The sequence below is a fragment of the Streptosporangium sp. NPDC006013 genome, from assembly GCF_040614275.1.
In the GTDB taxonomy this organism is placed as follows: domain Bacteria; phylum Actinomycetota; class Actinomycetes; order Streptosporangiales; family Streptosporangiaceae; genus Streptosporangium.
This window is the reverse complement of the sequence record NZ_JBEXUE010000102.1, coordinates 1-25,555: the sequence shown is the minus strand read 5'-3', so window position 1 is coordinate 25,555 and position 25,555 is coordinate 1. Positions and strand designations below refer to the sequence as shown.

Below are 25,555 nucleotides of genomic sequence, written 5' to 3'. Positions count from 1 at the left end.
CTGGTTGGCCTGGGAGTAGGCGATACCGATCTGGCGGACGCCGAAGCCGTACAGGATGTCCAGGCGATCGAGCTCGTTCTCGATCATCGTCGCCGACTCCAGCCCGGCCACCAGCGCCATCCGGTCGTCGCGCTTGGCCGCCTTGATGTCGTCCACGGTCAGCGCGTGCACCACGTAGTCCTGCTTGGCGATGTCCGCGAGCCGCAGGCCGAGGGCGTAGATCATGTCGTTCCACTTCCAGCCGTTCTCGCTGGTGACGCACGACGCCCCGGCCATGAAGTTGTCGAACACGGCGGTCATCCCCGAACGCGACAGGCCCTCGTAGCCGGTACGCTGCCGGCCGGTGCGGTTGTATCGGCGCAGTTCACCGACGTCCTTGGGGAGAACCACCGCGTGCTCGTGCAGTGAGATCACGATGTGCTCGGCCATGATCCGGCTGACCCGTTCGGACTGCTCGGCCGACACCTCACCGTCGTAGGCGGGCACCCGGCCGATCTGTTCGGCCAGCTCGAAGTCGGCGTAGTCGACGCCCGGTTCGAGATAGCCGTAGGCCTGGTGACCGCGGTAGGAGGCGGAAGGTGACTGCATGGCGGTGAATCCTCCAGATGTATTGATGTCGTGGCAGCCCGGGGCCGGGCACCGGTGACGGTCGGTCATGCCCCGCCGAGGCGGGCCAGGGGGGCCTGCTCGGGGAAGTGACAGGCGACCTCGACGGCCGACGCGGACCCGATCCGCAGAACGGGCTCGGTGTCGGCGCACACGTCCCGAGCCTTCGGGCAGCGTGTGCGGAACCGGCACCCTGACGGCGGGTCGACCGGACTCGGCGGGTCGCCGGCCAGCAGGGTTCGCGTGCGCGAGGCCCGGCCCCGCGGCTCGGGGACGGGCACCGCTTCGAGCAGCGCCCGGGTGTACGGGTGCTGGGGACGCTCGTAGACCTCCCGGCGGTCGCCGAGTTCCACGACCTTGCCCAGGTACATCACCGCCACCCGATCGGAGATGTGCCGTACCACCGACAGGTCGTGCGCGATGAACACGTAGGACAGGCCCAGTTCCCGCTGTAGTCGCCGCAGCAGGTTGACGACCTGCGCCTGCACGGAGACGTCCAGCGCGGAGACCGGCTCGTCACAGACCACGACCTCCGGCTCCAGTGCGAGCGCGCGGGCTATCCCGATGCGCTGGCGCTGCCCGCCGGAGAACTGGAAGGGGTACCTGTCGAGGTGGTCCGGGTTGAGCCCGACCACGTCGATCAGTTCCTTCACCCGGCTCAGCCGCCTGTCGCGGGGCAGCACGTCGGGGTGAATCTCGAACGGTTGCATGAGCAGGTCGCGAACGGTCTTCCTGGGATTCAGCGACGTGTAGGGGTCCTGCAACACGATCTGGACGCTGCGTCGCATCGTTCGCAGCGCGCGGCCCGACGCCGCGTGGACGTCCACGCCGCGGTAGCGCACGTGCCCCGATGTCGGGGTGTCCAGGCCCACGACCGTGCGGGCCAGCGTCGACTTGCCGCATCCCGACTCGCCGACGACGCCGAGGGTCTCGCCGCGCCCGAGGGTGAACGACACGCCGTCGAGGGCCTGCACGGCGCTGCGGCGCAGATTCAACAGGCCGCCCCTGACCGGAAAGTGCCTGACCAGGGAATCAACTTCGAGCACGACTTCACGCTCGCCCATCGAACACCTCCGCACGCAGATGGCAGGCGCTGGTACGGCCTGCCGCGATCACCTCAAGCCCGGGCTGCTCGGACCGGCACAGGTCGATCGCGATGTCGCAGCGCGGATGGAACGCGCACCCCTTCGGCGTCATCACCGGGTTCGGCGGCGCGCCGGGGATGGCCCACAGCTCGTCGTCCTCCCGATCCGTCCGCGGCATCGAGCGCAGCAGCCCCCGGGTGTACGGGTGAGCCGAGTGTTCGAAGAGCTCCTCCACGGAACCGCGTTCGACGATCCGGCCCGCGTACATCACGGTCACGTCGTCGGCCACCTCGGCGACCACTCCGAGATCATGGGTGATGAGCATCATCCCCATCCCGTTCTCGCGCTGGAGCTCGGTCAGCAGCTCCATGATCTGCGCCTGCACCGTGACGTCCAGGGCTGTGGTGGGCTCGTCCGCGATGAGCACGCGCGGGTCGAGCGCGACCGCCAGGGCGATCATGATCCGCTGGCGCATGCCGCCCGAGAACTGGTGCGGATAGTCGTCGACGCGGCGGGCCGCGGCGGGAATCCGCACCCGTTCCATCAGTTCGATGGCCCGGGCGCGCGCGGCGGAGCGGGACATCCTCCGCCTGACCCGCAGCAGCTCGCCGATCTGATGGCCCACCGTGTAGACGGGGTTGAGCGCGGACAGCGCGTCCTGGAAGACCATGGCGACGCCCTCGCCGTTGACCCGTCGGCGGACCCGCTCGGCCGCGGTCACCAGGTCGGTGCCCTCGAACACGATGCTTCCCGAGGTGATGCTCGCCGGCGGCGTGTCCAGCAAACCCATGATCGCCTGGGCCGTCACCGACTTGCCGGACCCCGATTCGCCGAGGAGTGCGAGCGTACGGCCGGCGAAGACCTCAAGGCCGACGTTGCGTACCGCGCGAACCGCCCCCTCGCGAGTGGCGAACTCCACGCTGAGGTCGTCCACCCGCAGGACGGGCGCGTTCACGGCCTGCCTGCCCGAGGGACGAGCACGCCCGCCCTGGTCAGGAAGTCGCGCACCACCTGCTGGAAGAGTTCCGGCTCCTCCAGTTGGGGGGAGTGACCGGACTTCTCGAACACCACCAGCTCCCCGTCGGGGACGAGGTCGGCGATCGTCTGGGAGGCCGGTACCGGCGTGCGCCAGTCGTGCCGTCCCACGGTCACGAGCGTCGGGCAGGTGATCTCGTGCAGCCGCGGGGTGAGGTCGTAGGCCGGCATGTTGACGCCGAACGCCTCGTTGTGGGTCCTGTAGTGGTAGGAGGTCTGCGCGACCCGCCGCTCGACCGCCTCGGGATCGTAGGTGTGGTCGTAGAGGGGCAGGATGGCCCGCCAGTACTCCCTGAACTCCTCGTTGCCGGTGAAGTGGCCGGTGCCGATGCGCTCGATGACCCATTCGGGGATCCGTACCCGGTCCGTCGTCCGGGCCCGCTCGACCGCGAGGTGGTCGTAGTCGGTGTTGGCCGCGGTGTCCCGCAGGACGAGCGCGGCGACGTTCTCCGGATGGGCCAGGGCGTACTCCATCGCGATGAAGCCGCCGTACGACCCGCCCGCCATGACGATTCGGCCCAGATCGAAGTGCCGGCGGATCGCCTCGACGTCGGCGACCCACTGGGCGTGGCTGAAGGGCCCCGCGTCACCGGACTCACCGGACCCGCGAGCGTCGAAGACGACGACTCGAAGCCGGTCGGAGAACGGCCCGAACGACCGGCGCGGTTCGGCCCGGCTGCCCAGCCCGGGAGCGCCGTGGTGCACGATCATCGCCGGCGCGTTCTCGGGTCCCATGACCTCCACGGCCAGGGGGTTGCCGTTGATCTCCACGAACACCGTGTTCTCCTCGGTCTGTTTCCGGCTCTTCGTCATGGCGCGATCACGTTCTCTTCGAGGCTGCGCGGATAGCCGGTCAACCGTTCGGGTCCCGCGTCGGTGATCAGCACGGTGTCGGAGATGCGGTAGCCGCCGTGGCCCGGCACGTACACGCCCGGCTCGCTGGAGAGCACCATTCCGGTCCGGAGCACCGTGTCGTCGCCGTCCTCCACCCACGGCGGCTCGTGCTGCTGGACACCGATGCCGTGCCCCTGGCGGTGCCGGATATGCTCGCCGAGCCCGTGGCCCCTGATGACATCGAGACACTCGCGGTTCACCTCCGCGCAGGTACGGCCGGCGCGCAGGCCCGCCGTGCCGACCTCCTGAGCCTCCGCGGCGACGGCGAAGTAGTGCCGCTGGTCGGCGTCGGGCTCGCCGATGACGAACGTCCGTTCGCTCTCGACGAAGCGGCTGCCGACGGCGGCGCCCAGGGAGAGGATGACGGTGTCGCCGATCTCCAGCCTGCGCCTGCTGGGCAGTCCGTGCGGGTTCGCGGAGTTCGGGCCGGCGTACACCAGGCCGCCGGCCAGCTTCGTCGTGTAGATGACATGGTCGTAGCGTTGGTACATCGTGTCGGAGCCGTACCCGATGACGTGCCGTGCGAGATCGCCCTCGCTCGGCAGCGGGCGCCCCGCGCGCAGCGCGTCCTCGATGAGCGCCCGGCCCGCCGCGAGCATCTCGTCACAGATCCCGGCCGCCTGGCGGTGCCAGGCGAGCTCTTCCGGATGCTTGATGAGCCGCAGGTTCGACACCACCGAACTGGTACGGAGTTCGGCCGTGCCCAGCGCCTCGGTCAGCGCCCGGTGGCCGGCGAGGCTGAGCCCGCCCGAGACGCCGATCCGGGCCGAGGGCCGGCCCGTGCGTCCGATCTCCCGCGCGAGTACGGCCTCGGCCGGATCGACGCCGGGAAACTCGGCGTAGGTGACGACGTCGGCTTCGACGCGCTGCAGCGCCGCGTACTCCTCATCGAGTTTCGGCACCACGCACAGGGGCCGGCCGTTCCGGGGGAACCATAGGTAGACCGGTCGTTCGGTGACGGCGTAGAAGAACCCGGCGAGGTAGGCGACATCGCTCGGCGCCGTGGCCAGGAATCCGTCCAGACCGTCCTGGTCCAGGGCGTCCCTGAGCGAGGAATGGACGTCCGCGTAGTAGTCAGAAGAAAGGCGCATAGGTCACCGGTCCTTCAGCCGAGGGTCGCGTGAGTCGTTGAATCGCACGCCGGCGACCGTCGCCGAGAGCACGAGCAGCAGGATCGCCAGTGACGGGAACAGCGTCTGCCACCACGCGGTGGAGATCACGCCACTGCGCTGGGCGTTGAGGATGATCCGTCCCCACGACCAGGAGTCGGGGTCGCCGAGCCCCAGGAAGCTCAGTCCCGCTTCGGAGATCACCGCTCTGGCCGCGGTGAGCAGCACGCTCACCACGATCAGCGGCACCACGGCGGGCAGCACCTCACGGGTGACGATCCGCCAGCCTGTCGCGCCGAGCGCACGGGCGCCGTCGATGTAGGGCATGGACACCACGACCAGGCCGTTCGATCGGATCAGCCGCGCGACCTCGGGCCAGGAGAACAGCCCGATGACGAACGTCAGCGTCGTGACGCTCGGGCCGACCAGCGCGGTCACCATGATCATGAGCGGCAGCAGGGGGAGCGACAGCATCAGGTCGGTCACCGTGGTGACCCAGGCGTCGGCCCGCCGGGAGTAGGCGCCGAGCAGGCCGAGGGCCGTGCCGATGACGATCGCGATCGCCGACGCCGCGATCGCCACCGTCAGGCTGACCCGGGTTCCCCACACCACCTGGGCGAACACGTCCTGGCCGAGATCGTCGGTGCCGAACCAGTGCGCGACCGACGGCGACCGCAGGATCTCGGAACCGAGCCCACCTGGTCTGTCCACGAAGAGCGGGCCGAGCAGGCCGGTCACCAGGAACACCAGCAGCATCGCGATCGACAGCGCGCCGCTGGGCTTGGCCAGGAAGCGCCGGAGGCTCTTCATCGCCGACGGCGGGGTGCTCGCCGCCGGCTCGTCCACCGTGACGGCACCGGCGGGCCGCGCGTCGGGAGGCATCGCGCTCATGCGCGAATCCTCGGGTTGAGCAGCATGCTGACCACGTCGGTGATCAGGTTCGCGACGACCACGGTGATCGCGAGCATGATGAACGCTCCCTGTAGCAGCGGATAGTCGAGTTGGCCGACGGCCTCGTAGATCAGCCGTCCGACGCCGGGGTAGGCGAACACGGTCTCGGTGAGCACCGCCCCGCCGACCAGGGTGCCGAGCTGAAGGCCCATCAGTGTCAGCGCCGGGAGGAACGCGTTGCGCAGCGCGTGCCGCCACAGGGTGCGCTGCGGTGACAGGCCACGGCCGCGGGCGCTTTTGATGTAGTCCTCACCGAGGACTTCGAGCATGTTGGTGCGCAGCGTGAGCGCGTACGGCCCGAGCTGCACGACCACGAGGCTCAGCAGGGGCAGCGCGAGATGGTGGAGCAGGCTGACGTACGCGTCGACGCCCCGGGTGTCGGGGTCGATCGCGCCGCCGATCGGGAACCAGCCGAGCCACGAGCCCGCGACCACGAGCAGCAGGATCCCGATGCTCGGGACGAACAGCGCGTGCCCGGTGATCCCGAACATCTGCACGACCCTGTCGACGCGCTTGCCGCGATGGGCGGCCGCGTACACGCCGAGCGGGATGCCGAGCACGATGGTCAGCACGAACGCCGAACCGGCCAGGAGCGCCGTCCACGGCAACCGCGACACGATGATGTCGGTGACCGGCTGGAGCTGCCTGAACGACGTGCCGAGGTTGCCCTGCAGCAACTCGGTCAGATACAGCCAGTACTGGGTGAGCATGGGCTTGTCCAGCCCGTACTGCTCCCGCAGCGCCTGCTGCATCTCGGGGGTCATGTCCCCTTCGACGACCAGGAGGGTGGGATCACCCGGCAGCAGTCGAAGCAGGAAAAACGTTACGGTGACCGCGATCCAGATGGTCAGGATCGCACGCATCGCCCTTCTGGCGATGAATCCAGCCATGGGGTGACCCCACCTCCTCTCCGTTCCTCGCCTCAGCCGACGGGCCGGACCTGCGACAGCGAGTAGCCGGTCACCATGCCGAGCAGATCGCTGGGCGAGGGCTGGAAGCCGGTGAACTTGCCGGCGTTGTAGGCAAACTGGATCTTCTCGACATAGAGCGGCGTCAGCAGCGCCTGCTCGTGCACGTAGCCGTCAAGCTCCTTGATCTTCCCCACGAACTCGTCGTGGTCGGTCGTGACGGCGGCCTCGTTGATGAGCTTGTCGAGCTTGGAGTCCTTGACCAGGTTGTAGTTGATGCCGCCCGGGTTGCTCGACAGGTAGGTGCTGCGGAGCTGGTCCATCGGGTTGTCGAAGACGGCCCACTGCGAGACGTCGATGTCGTAGTCACCGCTCTTGGTCCTGCTGAGGAACGTGTTCCGCTCGACGCACGACGCGACGAGTTCGATGCCGGCCTTGGCCGCGTCCTCCCGCACCACCTGGGCGACCCGGGTCAGGTTCGGGTTGCTCTGGTCGCAGACCATCTCCAAGGACAGGCCGTCGAGCTTCCCGTCGCCGTTCTTGTCCGCGTACCCTTCCTCTTCGAGCAGCTTGCGCGCGGCGGCCGGGTCGAACGGGTACGGCTCGAGCTCGGTGTTGTCGTACTCCCCGAAGATCGGTGAGATCGGGCCGGTCATCGCCGAACCCTCACCCTGCAGCACCGTCGAGATGATCGACTTGGTGTCGACGACCATCGACAGCGCCTGCCGGACCTTCGGGCGGGCCAGATGCTCGTTGGTGACGTTGTAGGTGATGTGGGCGAAGCCCAGCGAGCCGACCTCCTGCAGCTTGATCTTCTCGTCGCCCTTGAAGGAGGCGACGGCCGAGGCGGGCACCGGCGTGCCCATCAGGTCGATGTCGCCGTTGCGCAGCGCGAGTTGCATGGTGTTGACGTCCGGGTACAGCCGGTACTCGACGGTGTCGACGGCCGCACCACCCGCGGGCGCGTAGGGGTACTTGTCATTGCGTGTCATCACGTAGCGCTGACCGGGCGTGGCGCTCTTCAGGATGTACGCGCCCGCGCCGACCCAGTCGGAGTTGTTGGCGAACTTGGTGATGTCGCCGGCCTTCTCGAAGATGTGCTTGGGGACGACGGACATCCAGAAGCCCACGCCTTCGGCGAACGGCGCGTAGGGCTGGCTGAGCTTGAAGACCACCGTGGTGGCGTCGGGCGTCTCGATGCCCTCGACCCAGGTGAGCTTCGCGGCCACGTTCCCCAGCTTGTTCTTCATGATCGTCTCGGCCGAGTACTTCACATCGGCCGACGTCACCGGGGTACCGTCACTCCACACGAAGTCGTCGCGCAGGGTGAAGACGACCGACTTGCCGCCGTCTTCGTGGGTGTACTCGCTGGCGAGCTCGGGGACCTTCTTGGCGTTCCCGTCGATCCGCAGCAGGTGCGGGTACATCGCGTTGAGAATCCAGTTGTCGGTCTTGCTCAGCGACTGCAGCGGGTTGAAGTTCGCGACGTCGGTGGTGGTGCCGATGCGCAGCGTGGTGGAGCTGTCGCCGCCGGTCGGATTCGAGGCGCCCTGGCCCTCGTTGAGGCCGCACGACGTGAGCGTCAGTGCGGTCACGGCGGCCGTGACGGCGCCGGACCAGCGTCCGAGGGTACGCATGTTCACCAGACTTCCTTGAGTACGCGCAGGATGTTCCCGCCGATGACCTTGCTGATGTCGTCGTCGCCGTAGCCGTGCTTGACGAGCCAGCCGACGATGTTGGTGAAGTTCTCCGCCGGGTTCTCCATACCGGCCACGTACGGCACCCGCGGGTGCTCGACATGTCCGTGGGCCTGGCCGATCGAGAGGTGACCGGTGAAGGAGTCGTGCAGCCCCACGTGGTCGCCGAAGTTGGTGTCGGGGCCGAAGGCGACGTGGTCGATGCCCACCAGGTCCACGCAGTAGGTGAAGTGGTCCATCACCGACTCCAGGGAGTGTTCGCGGTGTTTTTCCGACAGCGTGGTGTGCGGGGCCGCCTCCAGGCCGATGACGCCGCCGCGTTCGGCGCAGGCCTTGATGACCTCGTCGGGCTTCATCCGGTTGGTCGGCCAGATCGCGCGGGCTCCGGCGTGGGTGATGAAGACCGGTACGGTCGAGTGCTCGATGACCTCCAGGCTCGTGCGGTCGCCTGAGTGTGAGATGTCGATGGCCATGCCGAGCCTGTTCATCCGCTCCACCGCGCGGCGGCCGAAGTTGGTCAGCCCGGCGTCGGCGCGCTCGGCCAGCCCCGAGCCGAGCTGGTTGGCCTGGGAGTAGGCGATACCGATCTGGCGGACGCCGAAGCCGTACAGGATGTCCAGGCGATCGAGCTCGTTCTCGATCATCGTCGCCGCTTCCAGCCCGGCGACCAGCGCGAGCTGCCCGCCGGCCTTGGCCTTCTCGATCTCCGCGACCGTGCGGGCCAGGACGACGAAGTCCTGCTTGGCGAGGTCGGCGAAGCGTAGGCCGAGGTCGTAGATGACGTCGTCCCACTTCCAGCCGTGCTCGCTGGTGACGCAGTTGGTGCCGTTCATGAAGTTGTCGAAGAGCGCGGTCATGCCCGAACGCGACAGGCCCTCGTACCCGAGCACGTTGCGCCCTGTCCGGTTGTAGTCGCGCAGTTGCGTGACGTCCGCGGTCAGGACCTTGGGGTGCTCGTGCAGCGAGATGGCAATGTGCTCGGTCAGGAGGCGGCTGACTCGCACGGACTGCTCAGCCGACAGGCCCAGGTCGTACGCGGGAACACGGTCGAGTTCGGGGGCGAGGTCGAAGACCTTGAAGTCGGTATGTGGCTCCAGATAGTCGAACGACCGGTATCCCCGATAGCGATGGTTGGGGGGCTGCATGGGAGCACCTCCGAAAGGTTTGACCTTAAACGTCTGAGGTGCAACCTTCCATAGGAGACCTCTGGGCTACAAGAAGCCGGATGTGACATTCGGGTTACGGCGGTCAGGTGTACGGCGCGGGTCCCGGGGGTGTCCGGTGGCGAAACACGGGGCGGGGACGGAGTTTTCGCGCGGTCGCCGGGTTGGCGGAGATCTGTGAGTATGAGCGGGATCACACTTGGTGGATCGGGCGAGATCTCATGCAGTGGTCATATCATTACAGAACGTGACGTGCGGGATAGTGCCGGGCTCGTGAGAACCCCTCGTCCAAGGGGGAGAGGCAGCCGCTCAAGCTCAGGCTCTCGCTCCAGGCCCGGCGTTCGCCGCCGGGCGCCGGATCGGCCGGGTACGGGCGAAGACGGTCGAGTGCGCGTTCCGGGGAGCTTGCCGGGTCCGCTCGGCGAGCCGGGAGGGTGTCAGTCCTTCTTGCGCTGGCGGATCAGGCCCATGAACCCCGGGCTGGGCTTGAACTTCGCCGTCCAGGTCTCCGCGATCTCCAACGGCTCGCCGGTCTGCGGGTTGCGCCCGGTCCGTGCGGGTTTGTGGACGATCTCGAAGGATCCGAACCCGGGGATCGCCACCTTGTCCTCGGCCGCCACCGCGGTCTGGATCGTCCCCAGGATCGCGTCGAGAGCCGCGGCCGTCTGCCGTCGGGTGAGCCCGGCCTCGGCGGCGGCCTTCTCGATCAGCTCGCGCTTGTTCATCACATCTCCTTGAGCGTGCAGACCCCGGGCCTCAAGCCGTGGGGAGGAGGTCAAGGAGAAAGTTAACGCCATCCCCACCCGATGAATCGAGCCCCGTCCTCCATCGATCGCCGGTGGGACGGGGCCCGCCCGGTTCGTGGGACGGGCACCCGCCCCCGTTCAGCGGTCGGGCTGGGCGGCCAGCCGTTCCGCCTCGGTGTGCAGTGCCTCGACGAGGATGAGCTCCAGGCGGAGATCTTCGTCAACGAGGCCGACCAGAACATCCATCGAGCCTCCCTGACTAGTCTGACGCCCCAGTGACCGCAGAAGTTGACAGCCGTACCGAACTGGACTCGGTCGTGGTCCAACCCTGAGCGTTCGCCTACGCGGGGACGAGCTCCGCCAGGTCGACGTGCTCTCCTACCTCGCGGATGTTCATGCAGTACGCCACGAGAACCCGCCGCCCGTCGATCCGGCGGGTGACCAGCAGACAGGGGCCGTCGCGAACCACGATGGCCTCAACCTCTATGCCCTGAGGGCTTCGCCAGATACCCATGAGCCCGAGGCTACGGAGGGTCGGGTAAGGGCGGGGTAACCAAACGGGCATATCGTGATGCACAGTACGGGTCCTGTGGATCTATCCGTAGGCTCTCCGATGATTAACCCAGTCGCTTTGGGTAACAGGACGCTGGAATTACCGTCATCAGGGAGAAAACACCATGGCTTTGCCCAAGCTCACCCCCGAACAGCGTCAGGCCGCCCTGGTCAAGGCCGCCGAGACCCGCACGGCCCGTGCCAAGCTTCTCGCCGAGGTCAAGAACGGCGCCCTCAGCCTGGAGCAGCTGCTTGGCCGCGAGGACGACATCGCCAGGCGCATCAAGGTCTCTCAGGCTCTCCGGGCGCTGCCCGGAGTCGGAACGGTCAAGGCCGCGCAGCTGATGGCGCAGGCCGATGTGGACGAGGCGCGCCGGCTGGGCGGTCTCGGCGCCCAGCAGCGCCGCAAGCTCATCGAGGCCGTCAGCCGCTGAGGCGCCGCCCGCCCCCCGCGCGGTCGCGCCTGGGACGCGCCACGGAGCGCGGGACGGGTACGGGAAGGCCCCGCCGTACGGATCAGGGGGAGATCCGCACGGCGGGGCCTCGGTCGACGACCTGGTCATCGCGCTCGCCCGGGGAACCGTTCCATGCCCCGGAAGTCGTCTGGGCGAGCCCGGTCCGGAGAGTCAGTGAGCCTCTGCGAACTGCTCCTCCTCCGTCGACCCCTTCAGGGCCGTGGTGGAGGAGTCCGGCGCGATGGCCGTGCTGACCAGGTCGAAGTATCCGGTGCCGACCTCGCGCTGGTGGCGGGTGGCGGTGTAGCCGCGTGCCTCGGCGGCGAACTCGGCCTCCTGGAGCTGGACGTAGGAGGTCATGCCGTCCTCGGCGTAGCCCCTGGCGAGGTCGAACATCGAGTGGTTCAGCGAGTGGAAGCCCGCCAGCGTGATGAACTGGAACTTGTAGCCCATGTGGCCGAGCTCGCGCTGGAACTTGGCGATGGTGGAGTCGTCCAGGTGCTTCTTCCAGTTGAACGAGGGCGAGCAGTTGTAGGACAGCATCTGGTCGGGGTATTCGGCCTTGATGGCCTCGGCGAACTCGCGGGCCACGTCCAGGTCCGGGGTGGAGGTCTCCATCCAGAGCAGGTCGGAGTGGGGCGCGTAGGCCAGGCCGCGGGCGATGCAGGCGTCCACGCCGTTGCGGACCCGGTAGAAGCCCTCCGCGGTGCGGTCGCCGGTGGTGAACGCCTGGTCACGGGGGTCGACGTCGGTGGTCAGGAGCGTCGCGGCCTGGGCGTCGGTCCGCGCGATGACCAGGGTCGGCACACCCAGCACGTCCGCGGCCAGGCGGGCGGCGCTGAGGGTCTTGATGTGCTGGCCGGTGGGGATGAGCACCTTGCCGCCCAGGTGGCCGCACTTCTTCTCCGAGGCGAGCTGGTCCTCCCAGTGCACGCCCGCGGCACCCGCGGCGATCATGCCCTTCATCAGCTCGAAGGCGTTCAGCACGCCGCCGAAGCCGGCCTCCGCGTCGGCCACGATCGGCGCCAGCCAGTGCGGCGCGTCCTGGTCGCCCTCCGACCAGGTGATCTGGTCGGCGCGCAGCAGCGCGTTGTTGATCCGGCGGACCACGGCCGGAACCGAGTTGGCCGGGTAGAGGCTCTGGTCGGGGTAGGTCTGCGCGCCGAGGTTGGCGTCGGCGGCGACCTGCCAGCCTGACAGGTAGATCGCCTTCAGGCCGGCCTTGACCTGCTGCACGGCCTGGTTACCGGTCAGCGCGCCAAGGGCGTGCACGTAGTCCTCGGTGTTCAGCAGGTCCCACAGCCGCTCGGCGCCGAGCCGGGCGAGAGTGTGCTCCTCCTGGACGGACCCCCTGAGTCGAACCACGTCCTCGGCCGTGTACGTCCGCTCGGTGCCCTTCCAGCGAGGGTTGGTCTCCCACTCGCGCCGCAGCTCGTCTGCGGCTCCCTTGAGGCGATCACTCATGGTGTAACTCCTTTTCGTCCCCTGGGTGCCTTACCTCGAGTGTGTGCCTCGACAAAACGGTCGAACAAGGCCGACTCCAACGAAAGAATGAAGATTCTTCCCCTGTCATCAATACTCATCGGTATTCAGATGGGAAGAACTTCATAGTTTTCGCTATGGACTAGACCAATTCCGGTAGCGCGCTTTGCGGCTTGCCGGTCGCGGGTCGCCGGAGGCCGCCGCCCGGGATTTCGCCCCGCGGTCGCCACCACCGTCACCGTGGTGCCCCGGAGGTCGCGGCACCCCGCCTCCTCCGTCCTGCGGGGCCGGCCGGAGTTCCCGGCGCGGATGCGGCGGCGTTCTCCCAGGTGGCGCGCGTGGCTGTGAAATTTCCTAGGAAATTTCGTTTAGCATCGTGCTATGGCATCTTTGGTGGGTGAAGAACCGCTTTCCTTGACGCAGGAGCTCGATCTCATCGCGTTCGGCCAGCGTCTCAGGCACCTGCGCAAGCAGCGCGGCCTCACCCTGTCCGACCTGGGGGAACGGGTGAACCGCGCGCCCAGCCAGCTCTCCCTGCTGGAGAACGGCAAGCGCGAGCCGAAGTTGTCGCTGCTGAAGTCCCTGGCCGCCGCGCTCGGCGTGCCGATCGAGGAACTACTGCGCAGGCAGGCCCCCAACCGGCGGGCGCAGCTGGAGATGGCCCTGGAGGAGGCGCAGCGCGACCCCCTGTACGCCGGGCTCGGCCTGGCCAGGCTGAAGGTCTCCGCGCGCGTCCCCAACGACGTGCTCGAACACATCCTCGGCCTCTACGGGGAGTTGCGCTCACGCCAGGCCAAGGGCACCGCCACCCCCGAGGAGGCCCGTGCGGCGAACGCCGAGCTCCGCCGCAAACAGCGTGAGCAGGGCAACTACTTCGCGGAGATCGAGCGGGCCGCCGCCGAGGCGCTCGCCGCGGTCGGCTACCGTTCCGGAGCGCTGTCGCAGAGCACGGTGCAGGCGCTGGTCAACCACTTCGGCTACACCGTGCAGACGGTCCAGGACCTGCCGCGCACCGTGCGCTCCATCTCCGACCTGCGCAACCGGCGCATCTACGTCAAGCATGAGCAGGTCGGCATGCACACCCCCCGCACGATCCTGCTGCAGACCCTCGGCCACCTCTCCCTCGGGCACCACAAGCCCCGCGACTTCGCGGACTTCCTGCGCCAGCGGACCGAGGCCAACTACTTCGCCGCCGCCGTCCTGGTGCCCGAGGCGGCCGCCGTGCCGTACCTGAAGGAGGCCAAGAAGGACCGGGCGCTGAGCGTGGAGGACCTGCGCGACGTGTTCGCCGTCTCCTACGAGATGGCCGCGCACCGCTTCACCAACCTGGCCACCCACTTCCTCGACCTGAGCTGCCACTTCGTCCGCAACAACGCCGGCGGGATCATCTACAAGGCCTACGAGAACGACGGCATCGTCTTTCCCGCCGACGAGCAGGGGGCGATCGAGGGCCAGCGCATGTGCCTGCAGTGGTCCGGGCGCCAGGTCTTCCTGTCGCCGGACCGCTTCTCCGTCTACTACCAGTACTCGGACTCGCCCACCGGCACCTACTTCTGCGTCGCCCACGTCGACCCGTCGCGCGAGCGTGACTTCGCCATCACCCTCGGTGTCCCGTACCGGGAGTCGCGCTGGTTTCGCGGGCGCGAGACCACCAATCGCACCAAGTCGGACTGCCCCACCGGCGACTGCTGCCGCCGCCCGCCCGCCGAGCTGACCCAGCGCTGGGAGGGATACGCCTGGCCCTCGGCCCGGGGCAACTCCCACGTCCTGGCCGCGCTGCCGCCCGGATCCTTCCCCGGCGTCGACGAGGCCGACGTCTACACCTTCCTGGAGCGCCACGCCATCCGCTGAGCACGCGATCCGGGCACGGTGGGTCACTCCGAGGGCGGGGGCGTCCGGCGCAGCGTCAGGGACGGGTGGCCGTGGAACCGGTAGGCGCCCGCGCTGTCGGGAGCCTGCCCGCGCATGGACCGCAGCACCTCGGCCGGGGGCTCACCGGTGAAGCAGCGCCGGTAGAACTCCCGGGCCAGGCCCCCGCCGACCGGCCAGAGCGGTTCGACGACCCCGCTCGCGCCCGCGAGCAGGAACGCCTGGGCGTCCCCCGGTTCCTCCAGGAAGACGAACGGGGCACCGGCCAGGTCACGGCCCAGCGCCTCGGCCGCGGATCCGCCGGCTGTGAGGTGGACGATGTCCGGCCTCTGGCCGAGCACGCCCAGGACGTCGCCGAGCGCGGAGGAGACCTGCGTGGCGCCGTACTCGGTCACCAGCGGGTGCGCCTGCGCCTCGTCGTACACCACCGCGACGTGATCCGCCCGCGCGCTCACCGGGGGCGGCAGCTCGGGGCGCCGGCCACCGAGGGGCCAGCGGCCGGTCACCGTCTGGCAGTTCAGATAGCGGGGGAGCGACGGATCGTACGGATGCTCCAGCACGGCCAGCTCCCAGGGCACGTGCGGCTCCTGGGAGAGGAACAGCACGCTCGGGCGGCGCGGTGCCACCCGGCCGGCCACCGCGTTCAGCAGTTCCCAGAAACCCCGGGGCACGCGCGAGCCGACCTTCCGTCCCAGTTCCTCGGAGAGGCGGCCCTGCTCGGTCAGTTGCCGGCCGAACTCCGAGGCCCGCATGCCGAGGTCGCAGAGCTCGGCCCGGTCGGGGGTGACGAAGTGCGGCGACCGGTAGGTCCACCACAGCCGTCCCGGCTCGTCACCGTGGACGATGGACACCGTGACGTCCGCCGGCTCGCCCACGAGGGCCGGACGGATCCGGGTGCCGGCGACCGGCTCGGGCGGCTCCTCCCGGCCGAGCCTGCCGGGCGAGCCGTGCAGCGTGATCGAGCGCAGGCCGAACCCGACCACCTGGCCGCGCACCGAACAGATCGCCTGGATCTGCCGGGCGACCTCGGGCTCCTGCTGCGCGAGGGCGACAAGGTTGACCACCGCGCGGGGGTAGGGCGACGCCGCGTCGACGCGCAGCCGTACCTGCCATCCGCCCGGTGCGTCGAAGCCCTCGGCGATGAGCTGGATGTCCAGATCGACCGGCTCGCGCGGTGCCGCGGTGCCGTCCTGCCCCTGGCCCGGGGCGACGCCGATCGACACCTCCGTGCCCCAGCCCGAGACCGACTCGGTGGGCGCCTCGATCAGCGGTATCCCCTCCCACTCCCACTGGGACTCGGGCGCCGGGGCGGGCGCATCCCCGCGCCGCCTGCGAAAGGCCCCGGTCAGCCGGTCGAGCATCGAGGAACCTCGGCTCCCGGCGGGCGGCGTCGGCGGTGCCTGCGGGGACGGTGCCTGCGGTGCGGCGGGGCCCGCCTGGTCGGGGCGCATCCAGTCGACGCTCATGGCGCCGGTGGAGGGCAGGTTGTCGTATCCGCCGTCGTACGCGGCCCCGTGGTCCTGCGGGCCTGTGTCGGCGAGCATGGGGGCCACCTGCTCGGCGACGAGGCCGTGCTCCAGGTTCAGCAGCGCGGAGAGCCGGTTCCAGGCCGGGCCGTACTGGGCGATCAGCATGATGATCGCGTCGGCCAGTTGCCCCGGAGGCCGGCTGCCGGCCTCTGCCAGCAGCGGATCCAGCCGGTCGCGAAGTTCCGCGGAGGCACCCCCCATCAAGCTGTCGAGTTCGTCGCGGACGGCGCGTGCCGCCCGCAGCACGGCTACCGGGTCCATGCCTTCCCTCCTCGTGCCGGACTGGACTGATCTTCCCACCTGCGCGGTGAGGACGGGAGCCGGTACTTGTGCGGAATCAGCGCCACATAAGGTGATACCCGTAAGTACCGAGGTGATGGGAAGGGTGGGCTGTGCTGCCTGAGGTCGAGGCATGGCTACGCGAGCGCACCTCATCCTCGGGCGACTGGTCGCTGCCGGAGCTGCTGAGAGCCAAGGGTGAGACGACGATCAGCGTCGTGTTGCCCGCGCGCGATGAGGAGGAGACGGTCGGGGAGATCGTCACCGCGATCCGCCACGACCTGATGGAGGCCGTGCCGCTCGTCGACGAACTCGTGGTCATCGACTCCCGCTCCGTCGACGACACCGCGGTACGCGCCACGCGCGCCGGGGCGACGGTGATCGCGCAGGACGAGATCCTGCCCGACCTCAAACCGCTGGACGGCAAGGGCGAGGCGCTCTGGAAGTCCCTCGCCGCGACCTCCGGCGACCTGCTCGTGTTCATCGACGCCGACCTGCGCGAGTTCCGCACGTCCTTCGTGACCGGGCTGCTCGGCCCGCTGCTCGCCGACGAGGCGGTGGTCTACGTCAAGGGCTGCTACGACCGGCCTCTGCAGAACGTGCAGAGCGGCGGCGGCCGGGTCACCGAGCTCGTCGCGCGCCCCCTGCTCAACCTGCACTGGCCGCTGCTGGCCGGATTCGTGCAACCCCTCGCGGGGGAGTACGCCGGGCGTAGGTCCGTGCTGGAGAGCGTGCCCTTTGTCACCGGCTACGGTGTGGAGCTCGGCCTGCTGATCGACCTGCTCGACCTCGCCGGGCTCGACGCCCTGGCCCAAGTGGACCTGGGCCGCCGGGTCCACTCCCACCAGTCGACGGAGGCGCTCGGCGGGATGGCCGCCCAGATCCTGCAGACCTCCTGGTCGCGCCTGGAGCGCCAGAACATGATGGTCTCCCTGCACAGCCCCTCTCCCCGCCTGGCCCAGTTCCGCCGGGGCACGAGCGGTCACCAGGTGAGCGTCCGGGACGTCGCCGTCGCCGAACGCCCGCCGATGATCACCGTTCCCGGCTACCGCTCCGCTCGCTGACCACACCGTACGAGCGTGATCCCGGGCGGCGTACGGAGCCCGCGATGCCGGGGAGCGCGTGGCCCGGCGGCATTCCCGCACGGCGGTGGACGGAACCCGCGACGGCGGTGAACGAGGCCTCCGGGAGCGGGGCCGCTCGCCGGTCGGTGCCGGAGAAGGGGCGGTCCTCCGGTTGCGCGGAGCGGTCCGTCCGCCGGTAAAGTTTGGGTGTTACCGTTGGTAACGCACTCTGAGGAGGCGTGGACGATGAGCGAGAGCGGCTTCTGCCCGGAGCTGAGTGACGACGTGCGCGAGGTGCGGGACTGGGTGCACGACTTCGCCCGCTCGGTGGTCCGCCCGGCCGGTGCCGAATGGGACGAGCGCGAGGAGACCCCCTGGCCGATCATCCAGGAGGCCGCCAAGATCGGGCTCTACTCCCTCGACTTCTTCGCCCAGCAGTGGTTCGAGCCGAGCGGGCTCGGCTTGACCGTGGCCTTCGAGGAGCTCTTCTGGGGGGATGCGGGCATCGGCCTGTCCATCGTCGGCACCGGCCTGGCCGCCGCGGCCCTCTCGGCCAGTGGCACCCCCGAGCAGCTGGGCGAGTGGCTTCCGCAGATGTTCGGCACCCCCTCGGAGGTCAGGCTCGGAGCGTTCTGCGCCTCCGAGCCCGAGGCCGGCTCCGATGTGGGTGCCATCCGCACCCGCGCCGTCCCCTCGGGCGACGACTGGATCCTCAACGGTGTGAAGACCTGGGCCACCAACGGCGGCATCGCCGACGTCCACGTCGTCGTCGCCTCCGTCGACCCGTCTCTGGGCACCCGCGGTCAGGCGTCCTTCGTCGTCCCGGCCGGCACCCCCGGCCTGTCGATGGGCCAGAAGTTCAGGAAACACGGCATCCGTGCCTCCCACACCGCCGAGGTCGTCCTCGACAACGTGCGCGTGCCGGGCTCCTGCCTGCTCGGCGGCAGGGAGAAGCTCGACGCCAGGCTCGCCCGCGTCCGCTCCGGCGAGCGGGCCGGGGAGCAGGGCGCGATGCGCACCTTCGAGACCACCCGCCCCTCGGTGGCGGCCATGGCGGTCGGCATCGCCCGCGCCGGATACGAGTACGCCCGCGACTACGCCCGCGAGCGCGAGCAGTTCGGCCGCAGGATCGGCGAGAACCAGGCCGTCGCCTTCCTGCTGGCCGACATGGCCACCCGCGTCGACATCGCCCGCCTGATGACCTGGCGTGCCGCCTGGATGGCCCGCAACAACCGCACCTTCGGCCAGGCCGAGGGCTCCATGTCCAAGCTGGTCGCCGGTGAGACCGCGGTCTGGGTCACCGACCAGGCCATCCAGATCCTCGGCGGGGCCGGCTACACCCGCGACCACCCGGTCGAGCGCTTCCACCGCGACGCCAAGATCTACACCATCTTCGAGGGCACCTCCGAGATCCAGCGCCTGATCATTGGCCGCGCCGTCACCGGCCTGCCCGTTCGCTGAAAATGTCCGTTTCAAGAAACCGGCTCTGAGGGGCATTTTGGATCACTGGTCGGTCAGAGCCGGAAGTGCGTCTCAAGCGCCCGTGCCGGGCAACCGCGCCGAAGTCACGCAGAGTGATGGTCGGGGTCGAGGGTCATCCGCTGCGGTAGACCTCGAAGGCGGCCGCGGCGGTCGTGCGGAGCGCGAGCCCCGATCGTCCCTGCCTGGCTCCAGGGATCAGAGGTTACGAGCGATGATCGTGTTCACCAGGTCTGGCCCAGGGAAGTCGGCCACCACTACGCCGGTCCTGCGCACGCTCCCCGTGGCCAGGTAGGTCAGCGCCCGCTCGTTCATCCCCGTGACGCCGAGCGCGCCGTAGGCGATCGACTTGGGCAGTGCCCCGCCGGAGGCGCTGAGGTGGTTGACGTAGAGGATTCCGCCGGCGCCGGCGCCCGCCTGCTCGAACTGGGTGCGCGCGGCGTTCCACTTCTGGGGGATGTGGAAGAGCGTCGGCAGTTGGTAATCGTCCTGAAGGTCCATGCGGTCGCCGTTCCAGCGCGGCCCGTAGCCGTGGCCGCTGCCGAAGTCTTGCAGGATGACGATGCGCCCTCTGGTCTCCCCGAGGGTGGGGATCCGGCCGTCGTACCCTGCGGGCGGCCGCCACAGATGGTCACGCAGTAGGTCCCGTGTATCGGGGTTGTCGTTGATATACCAGTTCAGGGTCTGCTCGTAGCTGCGGGTGTTCTCGGCGGCTGTGTGCTCCTGCTTCAACCGCATCAGCACCGACTCCCGGGGGTGGCCGGCCAGGAAGGCGGCGACCGAGCGCACCACGTCGGTGAAGTTGGCGCGCAGGTATTCGGCGCCGTGGTGGATCGGGAAGGCGTCGCGGTAGTGCCGGGTCCGGATGTCCAGCATCCGCACACCGGCCTGAAGCTGGACGGGCAGCGCGCTTTCCTGGGTGAGTGAGATGATGGACGCCTGGTACGCCATGGTGTCGTGCGTACCCGGGATCGACAGCGCGGCCAGGCTCGCGCCGTCGGGGAGCCCGCTCATCCAGTCGGGGTTCGACGCCAGCTGCAGGTCGCCGCTGTGCCGGCCGGCCGCCCACGCCGGGGCGGCGGGTGCGGCAACGGCGAGCGCCATGGCGACGATGAGCGAGATGAACGCGGCCAGGACGCGTAACCCGCCCCGGCGGGCCGGGGCGGGCGGACGGGGGGCCAGGGTGATCACGGTGCCTCCGTGGGGGGATGGGGAGCACGCGCCAAGTAACCCTACTGATCAGTAAGGTGGCGGGAACAGCATGGCACGGTGAGGGCGGCGGAGCCAGGCCTGAAGCCGAGCCAACCGGCCCCATGCCCGGCGAGCTCCGGTCAATCGTTATGCCCGGCTGTCGCAGCTCGGCCAGGCTGCCGTACCGCGATGCCTCAGGCGCCACTCGGTGTTGTTCGCAAAGCCTCCGGCGGCCAGGATGACGCCGTGCCGGCGGCCTCTCCGGTCGTAGATTGGCCGACTTGCTTGACGTGAACCCGCTGAGGCTCGTTGAGCCGGTGTGTCTCAGGCCGCGGACCAGCCGCCATCCACCGGCACGATCGCGCCGTTGACGAACGAGGCGGCGTCCGAGGCGAGGAAGAGGGCGGCGTCGGCCATCTGCTCGGGCTGGGCTATCCGCTCGCCGAGTGCGAGCACGGGGCCGAGCCGGGCGGCGCCCGTCGGATCGAAGGTCGTGTTCGTGGCGATTCCGGTCATGGTGGGGCCGGGCAGGATGGCGTTGCAGCGGATGCCGTCCTTGGCGTACGCCCAGGCCAGGCTGCGGGTCAGGCCGACGACGCCGTGCTTGGAGGCGGTGTAGGCCGCTCCGGCCGCGCCGCCGCGGATGCCGGCCTCGGAGGCGGTGTTGACGATCGCGCCGCCGCCCTGGCGCAGCATGTGCGGCAGGACGGCATGGGTGACAAGGAAGGTGCCGGTCAGGTTGACGCGCAGCACCCGCTCCCACAGCTCGACCGGTATGTCGGCGGGCAGGGCCATGGTGTCCATGATCCCGGCGTTGTTGCACAGTACGTCGACGCGCCCGTATGTGCTGATCGCCGTCTCGACCAGCGCGGCGACCGATGCCTCGTCGGAGATGTCGGCGGTGGCCGGGACGGCGGCGTCTCCGATGTCGGAGGCGGTTCGCCCGGCGCTGTCGGGGTCGATGTCGCAGACCACGAGGCGGGCGCCGGCCTTGGCGAAGGCGACGGCCATCGCCCTGCCGATCCCGGAACCCGCGCCCGTGATGAGGGCGACGCGGTCGTCGAAGGTGCCGGTGGTCACAAGAGTGCGTCCTTTCGATCAGGGCGGTTGCCGCCTGCCGGCCGGAGATGACGGCGGGGGCGGTGGTGGTGTCAGGACTCCGGCAGATGCGGCCCGAGGCCAAGGCGGTGGTGTCGTCGTGGTGATCGTGTCGCGGTGAATCGCGGCGGCCGAGCCTGCCCGCCGTACCTGTGGCGGGGGGACCGGCGTCGTGATCCGCCGAGCGGTCATGGCGCTTCCGGTAGCAACCGGACTATGTAGTCCGGTTGCTACCATAGCCGCTGTGACTGTCACGCGTCGACCCAACAGAGGACCCAGCGCCGCGGCGGAGAACCGGGCGGCGCTGATAGCGGCCGCCCGCGTGGTCTTCGCCGACGCCGGATACGACGCACCGCTCACCACGGTCGCCCGCGTGGCCGGGGTCGGTCAGGGAAGCCTCTACCGGCACTTTCCGGACCGCATCAGCCTCGCGCTGGCCGTGTTCCAGGACAGTGTCGCCGACCTGGAGGCGCTGGCCGCCGAACCCGGCACCACCCTCGCCGACATGCTGGCTCTGCTCACCGAGCAGACCATCGCCTCGACCGCGTTCATCGACATGGTCAGCGTGCCCGCGGCCGGCGATCTCCGCGTCGTCGAAGTACGCGACCGGGTGGCGGACCTGCTGGCGGGCACACTCGCCGAGGCCCGGCGCGCCGGTGAACTCCGCGAGGACGTCACCGCTGATGACCTGGTACTGGCCGTCGGCATGCTCGCCGGGCTCCTCGCCAGGCTCCCGGCCTCCGAGCGGCGCACGACCGCCGAACGGGTGTGGACGCTGCTCCGCCACGGGATCGAGCCCTGACCGGGATCACCCGGCCCGGCCGGCCGGCGCCGAGCGCCTGACCGGCCTCAGGCGGATGAGTGCCGCACGACTCGCGGCCGGGCCGGGGCGGAGGTGAGATGAGGTCTCTCACCTGACAGGCTCGCGACGACCGCTTCGGCGAGGTGGCGGCCTGGTGCCCAGTGTCACCGATGGGTCGATGCCGGCTCTGCTTCGGTTGTTCGGAAAGGGGCGGGCGTCACAGAGGTGTGGCGCGTACCCACCCGCGGTCGTCGTTCAGGAATCCGGAGATGGTCAGGCCCACCTGGTTGAGGGAGTTTTCCAGATAGTCGTCGTCGAGGCGGTGGCTGAGGAAGGTCTGGGTCCAGCGCCGCTCGCCGATGGTGTACTCCATGGTGGCGTCGAGCAGGTCGGGGGCGGGGCGGCTGACCCGCGTCATGCTGACGGTGTGACCGGGGTCGGCGTCGCGTTCGAACGGCTGGACGGTGTCGTACCACTCGGGGGGCTGGCGCTGCAGGATGACGCAGCCGTCGGCGGAGACGTGCGCGCCGCAGGTGCGCAGGAACGCGGCGCGCAGGTCGTCGTCGGCGGTTTCGATGACGAACGACATCAGCAGCACGAGGTCGAAGGTCCTGGGCAGGGCCAGGGTCTGGATGGGAGAGCACACGGTCTCGGCGCCGCGGATGTGGGCGAGCATCTCGGGCGACTCGTCGACCGCGACGACCTCGTGCCCGAGTTCCAGCAGGCGGTGGGTGATCCGGCCCACGCCCGCGCCGAGTTCGAGGATGCTCGCCCCGGCCGGGATCGAGGCGTGGATGAGTTCGGGTTCGCCCCTGGGGGTGAGGGTGGTGTAGTAGTCGACCGAGCAGCCGTCCGGGGTGATCGGGCCAGGGCCCGTGCCGTGGTAGAGCCGTCGTGGAGTCATGATCTCCATTCTGTGCGGCGGCGCGCCGGGATGCGGGCGGAGAGAACGGGGTTATGGCCTTCACGTGATGGCCGCTCCCGGGCACCGGCCGGGCCGTCCGTCGTCGACGACATCACGTGGCGAAGCTCATTCGCGGTGGTTTGTTGACCTGGGGCTGATACCGATGGGAGGAGGGCAGGTCCTGCTGAAGGTCACGCCGAGCCACAACGCGTCGAAGGCCGCGATCCACATGCTCAGCGAGTCGATCAGGCTGCAACTCGCCGACACGAACGTGAAGATCATGGAGCTCGAGCCGCCGGCCGTCCGTACCTCGCTGTTGCCCGGCCAAGAGAACAGTGAGTACGCGATGCCGCTCGACGAGTTCGTGGCGGAGGTCATCGCGCTGCTCGAGTCGCAGCCCGACGCGAAGGAGATTCAGGTCGAGCGCGTGAAGTTCCTCCGCTACGGCGAGGCACGCGGCGATTACGACCAGGTCGTGGAGACGCTCAACGTGTCCGACCTGCACGGGAGACAGCCTCGGCGAGCTGGACGGCGCAGGGGATTGACGCCGCGGCGGGCACCCTGAGTTTCCGTAACGGAAAGTCTAGTGTTGACAACTTGGAAAGTCTGGGCGACTGTTTCTGGTATGGAAACAAACGAGAGCTTCGAGCGCCCCTCCCCGGCCGAGGCCGCCGCCGCGCTGGAGACGGCCCGGCAGGCCCGTGCCGCCGGGTATGCCCCGGTCCCAGCCTGGTTCTTCCCCGCCCTCGGCCTGCTGGTGGCCGGCGTCATGCTGTTCCAGATCGACGTCATTGCCCCTGAGCTGGCGCTGTTGGCCGTGGTAGTGGTGATAGCGGGCTACGTGGTGACTGAGCGCGTCTACAACAAGCAGGTCAGTCGGTCTGGGATCGCGCCGCGGCACCTCACGCTCGGCCGGCAACTGGTTCTCGTGACGCCGCTGGCCGCGCTCTGGATCGCCGGCGAAATCCTCGACGCCAGGTGGGGTTGGGTCTGGGTGGTCGCGGCCGCGGTGGGTGGATGCTGGACGATCGGATACGGCCTCTTCCACAACCGGCGAGCACAGACCTCGGCATGAAGGTCACCGAAAAGGCCGAGGACGGTTTCGAAGCCACGATCCACGCGCCGAACCGGCTACGGATATGCGCGCTGCTGGAGTCGGCGGAGCAGGTGGAGTTCGGCCTGGTGCGGGAGCGGCTGGGGGTCAGTGACTCGGTGCTGAGCAAGCATGTCAGCGTACTGATGGACGCCGGATACGTGCAGCAGACCAAGGCCGTACGCGACACCCGGCAGCGCATCTGGCTCTCGCTCACCAAGTCCGGCCGCGCGGCGTACCGCGCGCATGTCGCGGCCCTGCGCGCCATCGTCGGAGAAGCGTAGAAGTGATGATCCACGCGGCGTTTTGACGCGGCAGGGCGGAGGCGATCTTCGGCCCGCTCCGCCGGGGAGGTCGTTGAGGATTCCCGGTTACCACACCAGCTCACCGCCAGTTGTATGCAAAATCTTGTCATTTTCCTCCTGTGGTGCCATTGTGGGGGAAAATTTGGTAAGGGTGTATACATGTCGACAATCGATAGCCTGCGCGACCTGATCCTCAGCGGTCACTACGAGCCGGGTGACCACCTCGGTGAGGTCGAGCTGGCCGAGGCGCTGGGCGTCAGCCGGACCCCGATCCGCGACGCGCTGCGGCGGTTGCAGGCCGAGGGACTGGTCGAGATCACGGCCAACAAGGGTGCCAGAGTCGTGGTGTATCCCCGCGCCGATCTGGAGACGATCTTCGAGCTGCGCGCCAGGATCGAAGGGCTGGCCGTCCGGCAGGCGGTGGCCGTCGCGACCGAGCAGGACATCGCGGGCCTGCACGAACTGGCGACGACCCTCGCCGAGCACGCCGGCCGCCGCGACGTCGAGGCGGTCTACCGCCTCAACGCCGACTTCCATCAGGCACTGGTCAGGCTCGGCGGTAGTCAGGTGCTGGCCCAGTCGATCAGCTCGCTGGTCCACTCACCCGTGTTGCTGCGCACCTACGGAGCCTTCGACTCCGAGGCCATGCGCCGCAGCGTCAACCATCACATCGAGATCGTGGCGGCCGTGCGCGCCGGAGACCCCGAATGGGCGGAGGCCGTGATGCGCGCCCACCTGTTCTCCGCCCGCGCGTCCCTGCTCGGTCCCCGTCGTCAGGAGAACAACACTTGAGAGGCCTTCCGCTCGGAGACATCCGAGTCGTCGAGCTCGGCCAGCTGCTCGCCGGGCCGTTCTGCGGCCAGCTGCTCGGTGACTTCGGCGCTGAGATCATCAAGGTGGAGGACCCCGGCCGGGGCGACCCCATGCGCCAGTGGGGCCGGGAGAAGCCGTACGGCCGGTCGCTGTGGTGGCCGGTCGTGGCCCGCAACAAGAAGTCGGTCACCTGCGACCTGCGCACCCCCGAGGGGCAGGACCTGCTCATCAGGCTGGTGGAGCGGGCGGACGTGCTGCTGGAGAACTTCCGGCCCGGCACGCTGGAGCGCTGGGGCATGTCCCCGGCCCGGTTGCACGAGATCAACCCCCGCCTGGTCATCACCCGGGTGACCGGGTTCGGTCAGAGCGGCCCCTACGCCCCCCGGGCCGGATACGGCTCGATCGGCGAGGCCATGGGCGGCATCCGCCACGTCACCGGCGACCCC

At 69.2% G+C, this 25,555-nt stretch carries 26 protein-coding genes; 10 read left to right on the top strand and 16 right to left on the bottom strand.

Annotated features, from left to right (window positions below):
- The 11 genes from ABZ260_RS17970 to ABZ260_RS17920 form a co-directional block, all read right to left on the bottom strand.
- The coding region (locus ABZ260_RS17970) for a membrane dipeptidase (RefSeq protein ID WP_355618481.1) at positions 1-588 on the bottom strand (588 nt) is incomplete at its 3' end.
- 65 nt (positions 589-653) lie between these two features.
- The gene (locus ABZ260_RS17965; protein WP_355618478.1) at positions 654-1,670 is read right to left on the bottom strand and encodes a dipeptide ABC transporter ATP-binding protein; all 1,017 of its coding nucleotides are present in this window, start codon (positions 1,668-1,670) and stop codon (positions 654-656) included.
- On the bottom strand, positions 1,657-2,646 hold the full coding sequence (locus ABZ260_RS17960) for an ABC transporter ATP-binding protein (protein ID WP_355555563.1): 990 nt from the start codon (positions 2,644-2,646) through the stop codon (positions 1,657-1,659). Before ABZ260_RS17960 ends, ABZ260_RS17965 begins: the two co-directional genes overlap by 14 nt.
- Complete coding sequence (locus ABZ260_RS17955) at positions 2,643-3,539, bottom strand: alpha/beta hydrolase (protein WP_350920374.1); 897 nt, start codon at positions 3,537-3,539, stop codon at positions 2,643-2,645. Before ABZ260_RS17955 ends, ABZ260_RS17960 begins: the two co-directional genes overlap by 4 nt.
- The gene (locus tag ABZ260_RS17950; protein ID WP_355618474.1) at positions 3,536-4,711 is read right to left on the bottom strand and encodes a Xaa-Pro peptidase family protein; all 1,176 of its coding nucleotides are present in this window, start codon (positions 4,709-4,711) and stop codon (positions 3,536-3,538) included. Before ABZ260_RS17950 ends, ABZ260_RS17955 begins: the two co-directional genes overlap by 4 nt.
- 3 nt (positions 4,712-4,714) lie before the next feature.
- On the bottom strand, positions 4,715-5,620 hold the full coding sequence (locus ABZ260_RS17945) for an ABC transporter permease (protein ID WP_355618471.1): 906 nt from the start codon (positions 5,618-5,620) through the stop codon (positions 4,715-4,717).
- Entirely contained in the window at positions 5,617-6,570 is a 954-nt protein-coding gene (locus ABZ260_RS17940; protein WP_355618468.1) for an ABC transporter permease, read from the bottom strand. Before ABZ260_RS17940 ends, ABZ260_RS17945 begins: the two co-directional genes overlap by 4 nt.
- 32 nt (positions 6,571-6,602) lie before the next feature.
- Complete coding sequence (locus ABZ260_RS17935) at positions 6,603-8,225, bottom strand: ABC transporter substrate-binding protein (RefSeq protein ID WP_355618484.1); 1,623 nt, start codon at positions 8,223-8,225, stop codon at positions 6,603-6,605.
- A 2-nt stretch (positions 8,226-8,227) separates the two neighbouring features.
- Positions 8,228-9,430: a membrane dipeptidase gene (locus tag ABZ260_RS17930; RefSeq protein ID WP_350920364.1), complete on the bottom strand. Its 1,203-nt coding sequence runs from the start codon at positions 9,428-9,430 to the stop codon at positions 8,228-8,230.
- Between the two features lie 455 nt (positions 9,431-9,885).
- Positions 9,886-10,173, bottom strand: a complete 288-nt coding sequence (locus ABZ260_RS17925) for an HU family DNA-binding protein (protein WP_030909250.1) — start codon at positions 10,171-10,173, stop codon at positions 9,886-9,888.
- Positions 10,174-10,534: 361 nt separating this feature from the next.
- The gene (locus tag ABZ260_RS17920) at positions 10,535-10,708 is read right to left on the bottom strand and encodes a hypothetical protein (protein WP_355618465.1); all 174 of its coding nucleotides are present in this window, start codon (positions 10,706-10,708) and stop codon (positions 10,535-10,537) included.
- Positions 10,709-10,871: 163 nt separating this feature from the next.
- On the opposite strand from ABZ260_RS17920, the gene mihF reads away from it, so the two are divergent.
- Positions 10,872-11,180, top strand: coding sequence for an integration host factor, actinobacterial type (gene mihF / locus ABZ260_RS17915; protein ID WP_355618462.1), 309 nt, complete (start codon positions 10,872-10,874; stop codon positions 11,178-11,180).
- 192 nt (positions 11,181-11,372) lie between these two features.
- Here the strand turns inward: mihF and aceA are convergent, their stop codons facing one another.
- The gene (gene aceA / locus ABZ260_RS17910) at positions 11,373-12,665 is read right to left on the bottom strand and encodes an isocitrate lyase (protein WP_030909255.1); all 1,293 of its coding nucleotides are present in this window, start codon (positions 12,663-12,665) and stop codon (positions 11,373-11,375) included.
- Between the two features lie 432 nt (positions 12,666-13,097).
- On the opposite strand from aceA, the gene ABZ260_RS17905 reads away from it, so the two are divergent.
- Entirely contained in the window at positions 13,098-14,534 is a 1,437-nt protein-coding gene (locus ABZ260_RS17905) for a helix-turn-helix domain-containing protein (protein ID WP_355618459.1), read from the top strand.
- Positions 14,535-14,557: 23 nt separating this feature from the next.
- Here the strand turns inward: ABZ260_RS17905 and ABZ260_RS17900 are convergent, their stop codons facing one another.
- Complete coding sequence (locus tag ABZ260_RS17900) at positions 14,558-16,342, bottom strand: hypothetical protein (RefSeq protein WP_355618456.1); 1,785 nt, start codon at positions 16,340-16,342, stop codon at positions 14,558-14,560.
- 131 nt (positions 16,343-16,473) lie between these two features.
- Here ABZ260_RS17900 and ABZ260_RS17895 point away from each other — a divergent pair, with 131 nt between their 5' ends.
- Together ABZ260_RS17895 and ABZ260_RS17890 are read left to right on the top strand one after the other, a co-directional pair.
- Positions 16,474-17,424, top strand: coding sequence for a glucosyl-3-phosphoglycerate synthase (locus tag ABZ260_RS17895; protein ID WP_355618453.1), 951 nt, complete (start codon positions 16,474-16,476; stop codon positions 17,422-17,424).
- A 246-nt stretch (positions 17,425-17,670) separates the two neighbouring features.
- The gene (locus ABZ260_RS17890) at positions 17,671-18,885 is read left to right on the top strand and encodes an acyl-CoA dehydrogenase family protein (RefSeq protein WP_355618450.1); all 1,215 of its coding nucleotides are present in this window, start codon (positions 17,671-17,673) and stop codon (positions 18,883-18,885) included.
- A 216-nt stretch (positions 18,886-19,101) separates the two neighbouring features.
- On the opposite strand, the gene ABZ260_RS17885 is transcribed toward ABZ260_RS17890, so the two are convergent.
- Both ABZ260_RS17885 and ABZ260_RS17880 read right to left on the bottom strand, forming a co-directional pair.
- A complete protein-coding gene (locus ABZ260_RS17885; RefSeq protein ID WP_355618447.1) occupies positions 19,102-20,094 on the bottom strand; it encodes a phosphatidylinositol-specific phospholipase C in 993 nt (330 codons plus the stop codon).
- Between the two features lie 324 nt (positions 20,095-20,418).
- Positions 20,419-21,174: a glucose 1-dehydrogenase gene (locus tag ABZ260_RS17880; protein WP_355618444.1), complete on the bottom strand. Its 756-nt coding sequence runs from the start codon at positions 21,172-21,174 to the stop codon at positions 20,419-20,421.
- A 262-nt stretch (positions 21,175-21,436) separates the two neighbouring features.
- On the opposite strand from ABZ260_RS17880, the gene ABZ260_RS17875 reads away from it, so the two are divergent.
- Positions 21,437-21,994, top strand: coding sequence for a helix-turn-helix domain-containing protein (locus ABZ260_RS17875; RefSeq protein ID WP_355618441.1), 558 nt, complete (start codon positions 21,437-21,439; stop codon positions 21,992-21,994).
- 217 nt (positions 21,995-22,211) lie between these two features.
- Here ABZ260_RS17875 and ABZ260_RS17870 read toward each other — a convergent pair whose 3' ends face one another.
- On the bottom strand, positions 22,212-22,898 hold the full coding sequence (locus ABZ260_RS17870) for a class I SAM-dependent methyltransferase (RefSeq protein ID WP_355618438.1): 687 nt from the start codon (positions 22,896-22,898) through the stop codon (positions 22,212-22,214).
- Between the two features lie 163 nt (positions 22,899-23,061).
- On the opposite strand from ABZ260_RS17870, the gene ABZ260_RS17865 reads away from it, so the two are divergent.
- The 5 genes from ABZ260_RS17865 to ABZ260_RS17845 form a co-directional block, all read left to right on the top strand.
- Positions 23,062-23,463 (top strand): SDR family NAD(P)-dependent oxidoreductase, encoded by a 402-nt coding sequence (locus ABZ260_RS17865; RefSeq protein WP_355618435.1) that lies wholly within the window; start codon positions 23,062-23,064, stop codon positions 23,461-23,463.
- Positions 23,464-23,523: 60 nt separating this feature from the next.
- Positions 23,524-23,973, top strand: a complete 450-nt coding sequence (locus ABZ260_RS17860) for a hypothetical protein (RefSeq protein ID WP_355618432.1) — start codon at positions 23,524-23,526, stop codon at positions 23,971-23,973.
- Positions 23,970-24,275 (top strand): transcriptional regulator, encoded by a 306-nt coding sequence (locus ABZ260_RS17855; RefSeq protein ID WP_355618429.1) that lies wholly within the window; start codon positions 23,970-23,972, stop codon positions 24,273-24,275. Before ABZ260_RS17860 ends, ABZ260_RS17855 begins: the two co-directional genes overlap by 4 nt.
- A gap of 180 nt (positions 24,276-24,455) precedes the next feature.
- The gene (locus ABZ260_RS17850) at positions 24,456-25,088 is read left to right on the top strand and encodes a GntR family transcriptional regulator (RefSeq protein ID WP_355618426.1); all 633 of its coding nucleotides are present in this window, start codon (positions 24,456-24,458) and stop codon (positions 25,086-25,088) included.
- The coding region (locus ABZ260_RS17845; protein ID WP_355618423.1) for a CoA transferase at positions 25,085-25,555 on the top strand (471 nt) is incomplete at its 3' end. The genes ABZ260_RS17850 and ABZ260_RS17845, both read left to right, overlap by 4 nt.

Coding starts and splice junctions, on each gene's coding strand:
- ABZ260_RS17945 (WP_355618471.1), bottom strand. CDS start 5,620: ATGAGCGCGATGCCTCCCGACGCGCGGCCCGCCGGTGCCGTCACGGTG.
- mihF (WP_355618462.1), top strand. CDS start 10,872: ATGGCTTTGCCCAAGCTCACCCCCGAACAGCGTCAGGCCGCCCTGGTC.
- ABZ260_RS17860 (WP_355618432.1), top strand. CDS start 23,524: ATGGAAACAAACGAGAGCTTCGAGCGCCCCTCCCCGGCCGAGGCCGCC.
- ABZ260_RS17950 (WP_355618474.1), bottom strand. CDS start 4,711: ATGCGCCTTTCTTCTGACTACTACGCGGACGTCCATTCCTCGCTCAGG.
- ABZ260_RS17925 (WP_030909250.1), bottom strand. CDS start 10,173: ATGAACAAGCGCGAGCTGATCGAGAAGGCCGCCGCCGAGGCCGGGCTC.
- ABZ260_RS17870 (WP_355618438.1), bottom strand. CDS start 22,898: ATGACTCCACGACGGCTCTACCACGGCACGGGCCCTGGCCCGATCACC.
- ABZ260_RS17935 (WP_355618484.1), bottom strand. CDS start 8,225: ATGCGTACCCTCGGACGCTGGTCCGGCGCCGTCACGGCCGCCGTGACC.
- ABZ260_RS17865 (WP_355618435.1), top strand. CDS start 23,062: ATGGGAGGAGGGCAGGTCCTGCTGAAGGTCACGCCGAGCCACAACGCG.
- ABZ260_RS17900 (WP_355618456.1), bottom strand. CDS start 16,342: ATGGACCCGGTAGCCGTGCTGCGGGCGGCACGCGCCGTCCGCGACGAA.
- ABZ260_RS17850 (WP_355618426.1), top strand. CDS start 24,456: ATGTCGACAATCGATAGCCTGCGCGACCTGATCCTCAGCGGTCACTAC.
- ABZ260_RS17920 (WP_355618465.1), bottom strand. CDS start 10,708: ATGGGTATCTGGCGAAGCCCTCAGGGCATAGAGGTTGAGGCCATCGTG.
- aceA (WP_030909255.1), bottom strand. CDS start 12,665: ATGAGTGATCGCCTCAAGGGAGCCGCAGACGAGCTGCGGCGCGAGTGG.
- ABZ260_RS17965 (WP_355618478.1), bottom strand. CDS start 1,670: ATGGGCGAGCGTGAAGTCGTGCTCGAAGTTGATTCCCTGGTCAGGCAC.
- ABZ260_RS17940 (WP_355618468.1), bottom strand. CDS start 6,570: ATGGCTGGATTCATCGCCAGAAGGGCGATGCGTGCGATCCTGACCATC.
- ABZ260_RS17855 (WP_355618429.1), top strand. CDS start 23,970: ATGAAGGTCACCGAAAAGGCCGAGGACGGTTTCGAAGCCACGATCCAC.
- ABZ260_RS17890 (WP_355618450.1), top strand. CDS start 17,671: ATGAGCGAGAGCGGCTTCTGCCCGGAGCTGAGTGACGACGTGCGCGAG.
- ABZ260_RS17930 (WP_350920364.1), bottom strand. CDS start 9,430: ATGCAGCCCCCCAACCATCGCTATCGGGGATACCGGTCGTTCGACTAT.
- ABZ260_RS17955 (WP_350920374.1), bottom strand. CDS start 3,539: ATGACGAAGAGCCGGAAACAGACCGAGGAGAACACGGTGTTCGTGGAG.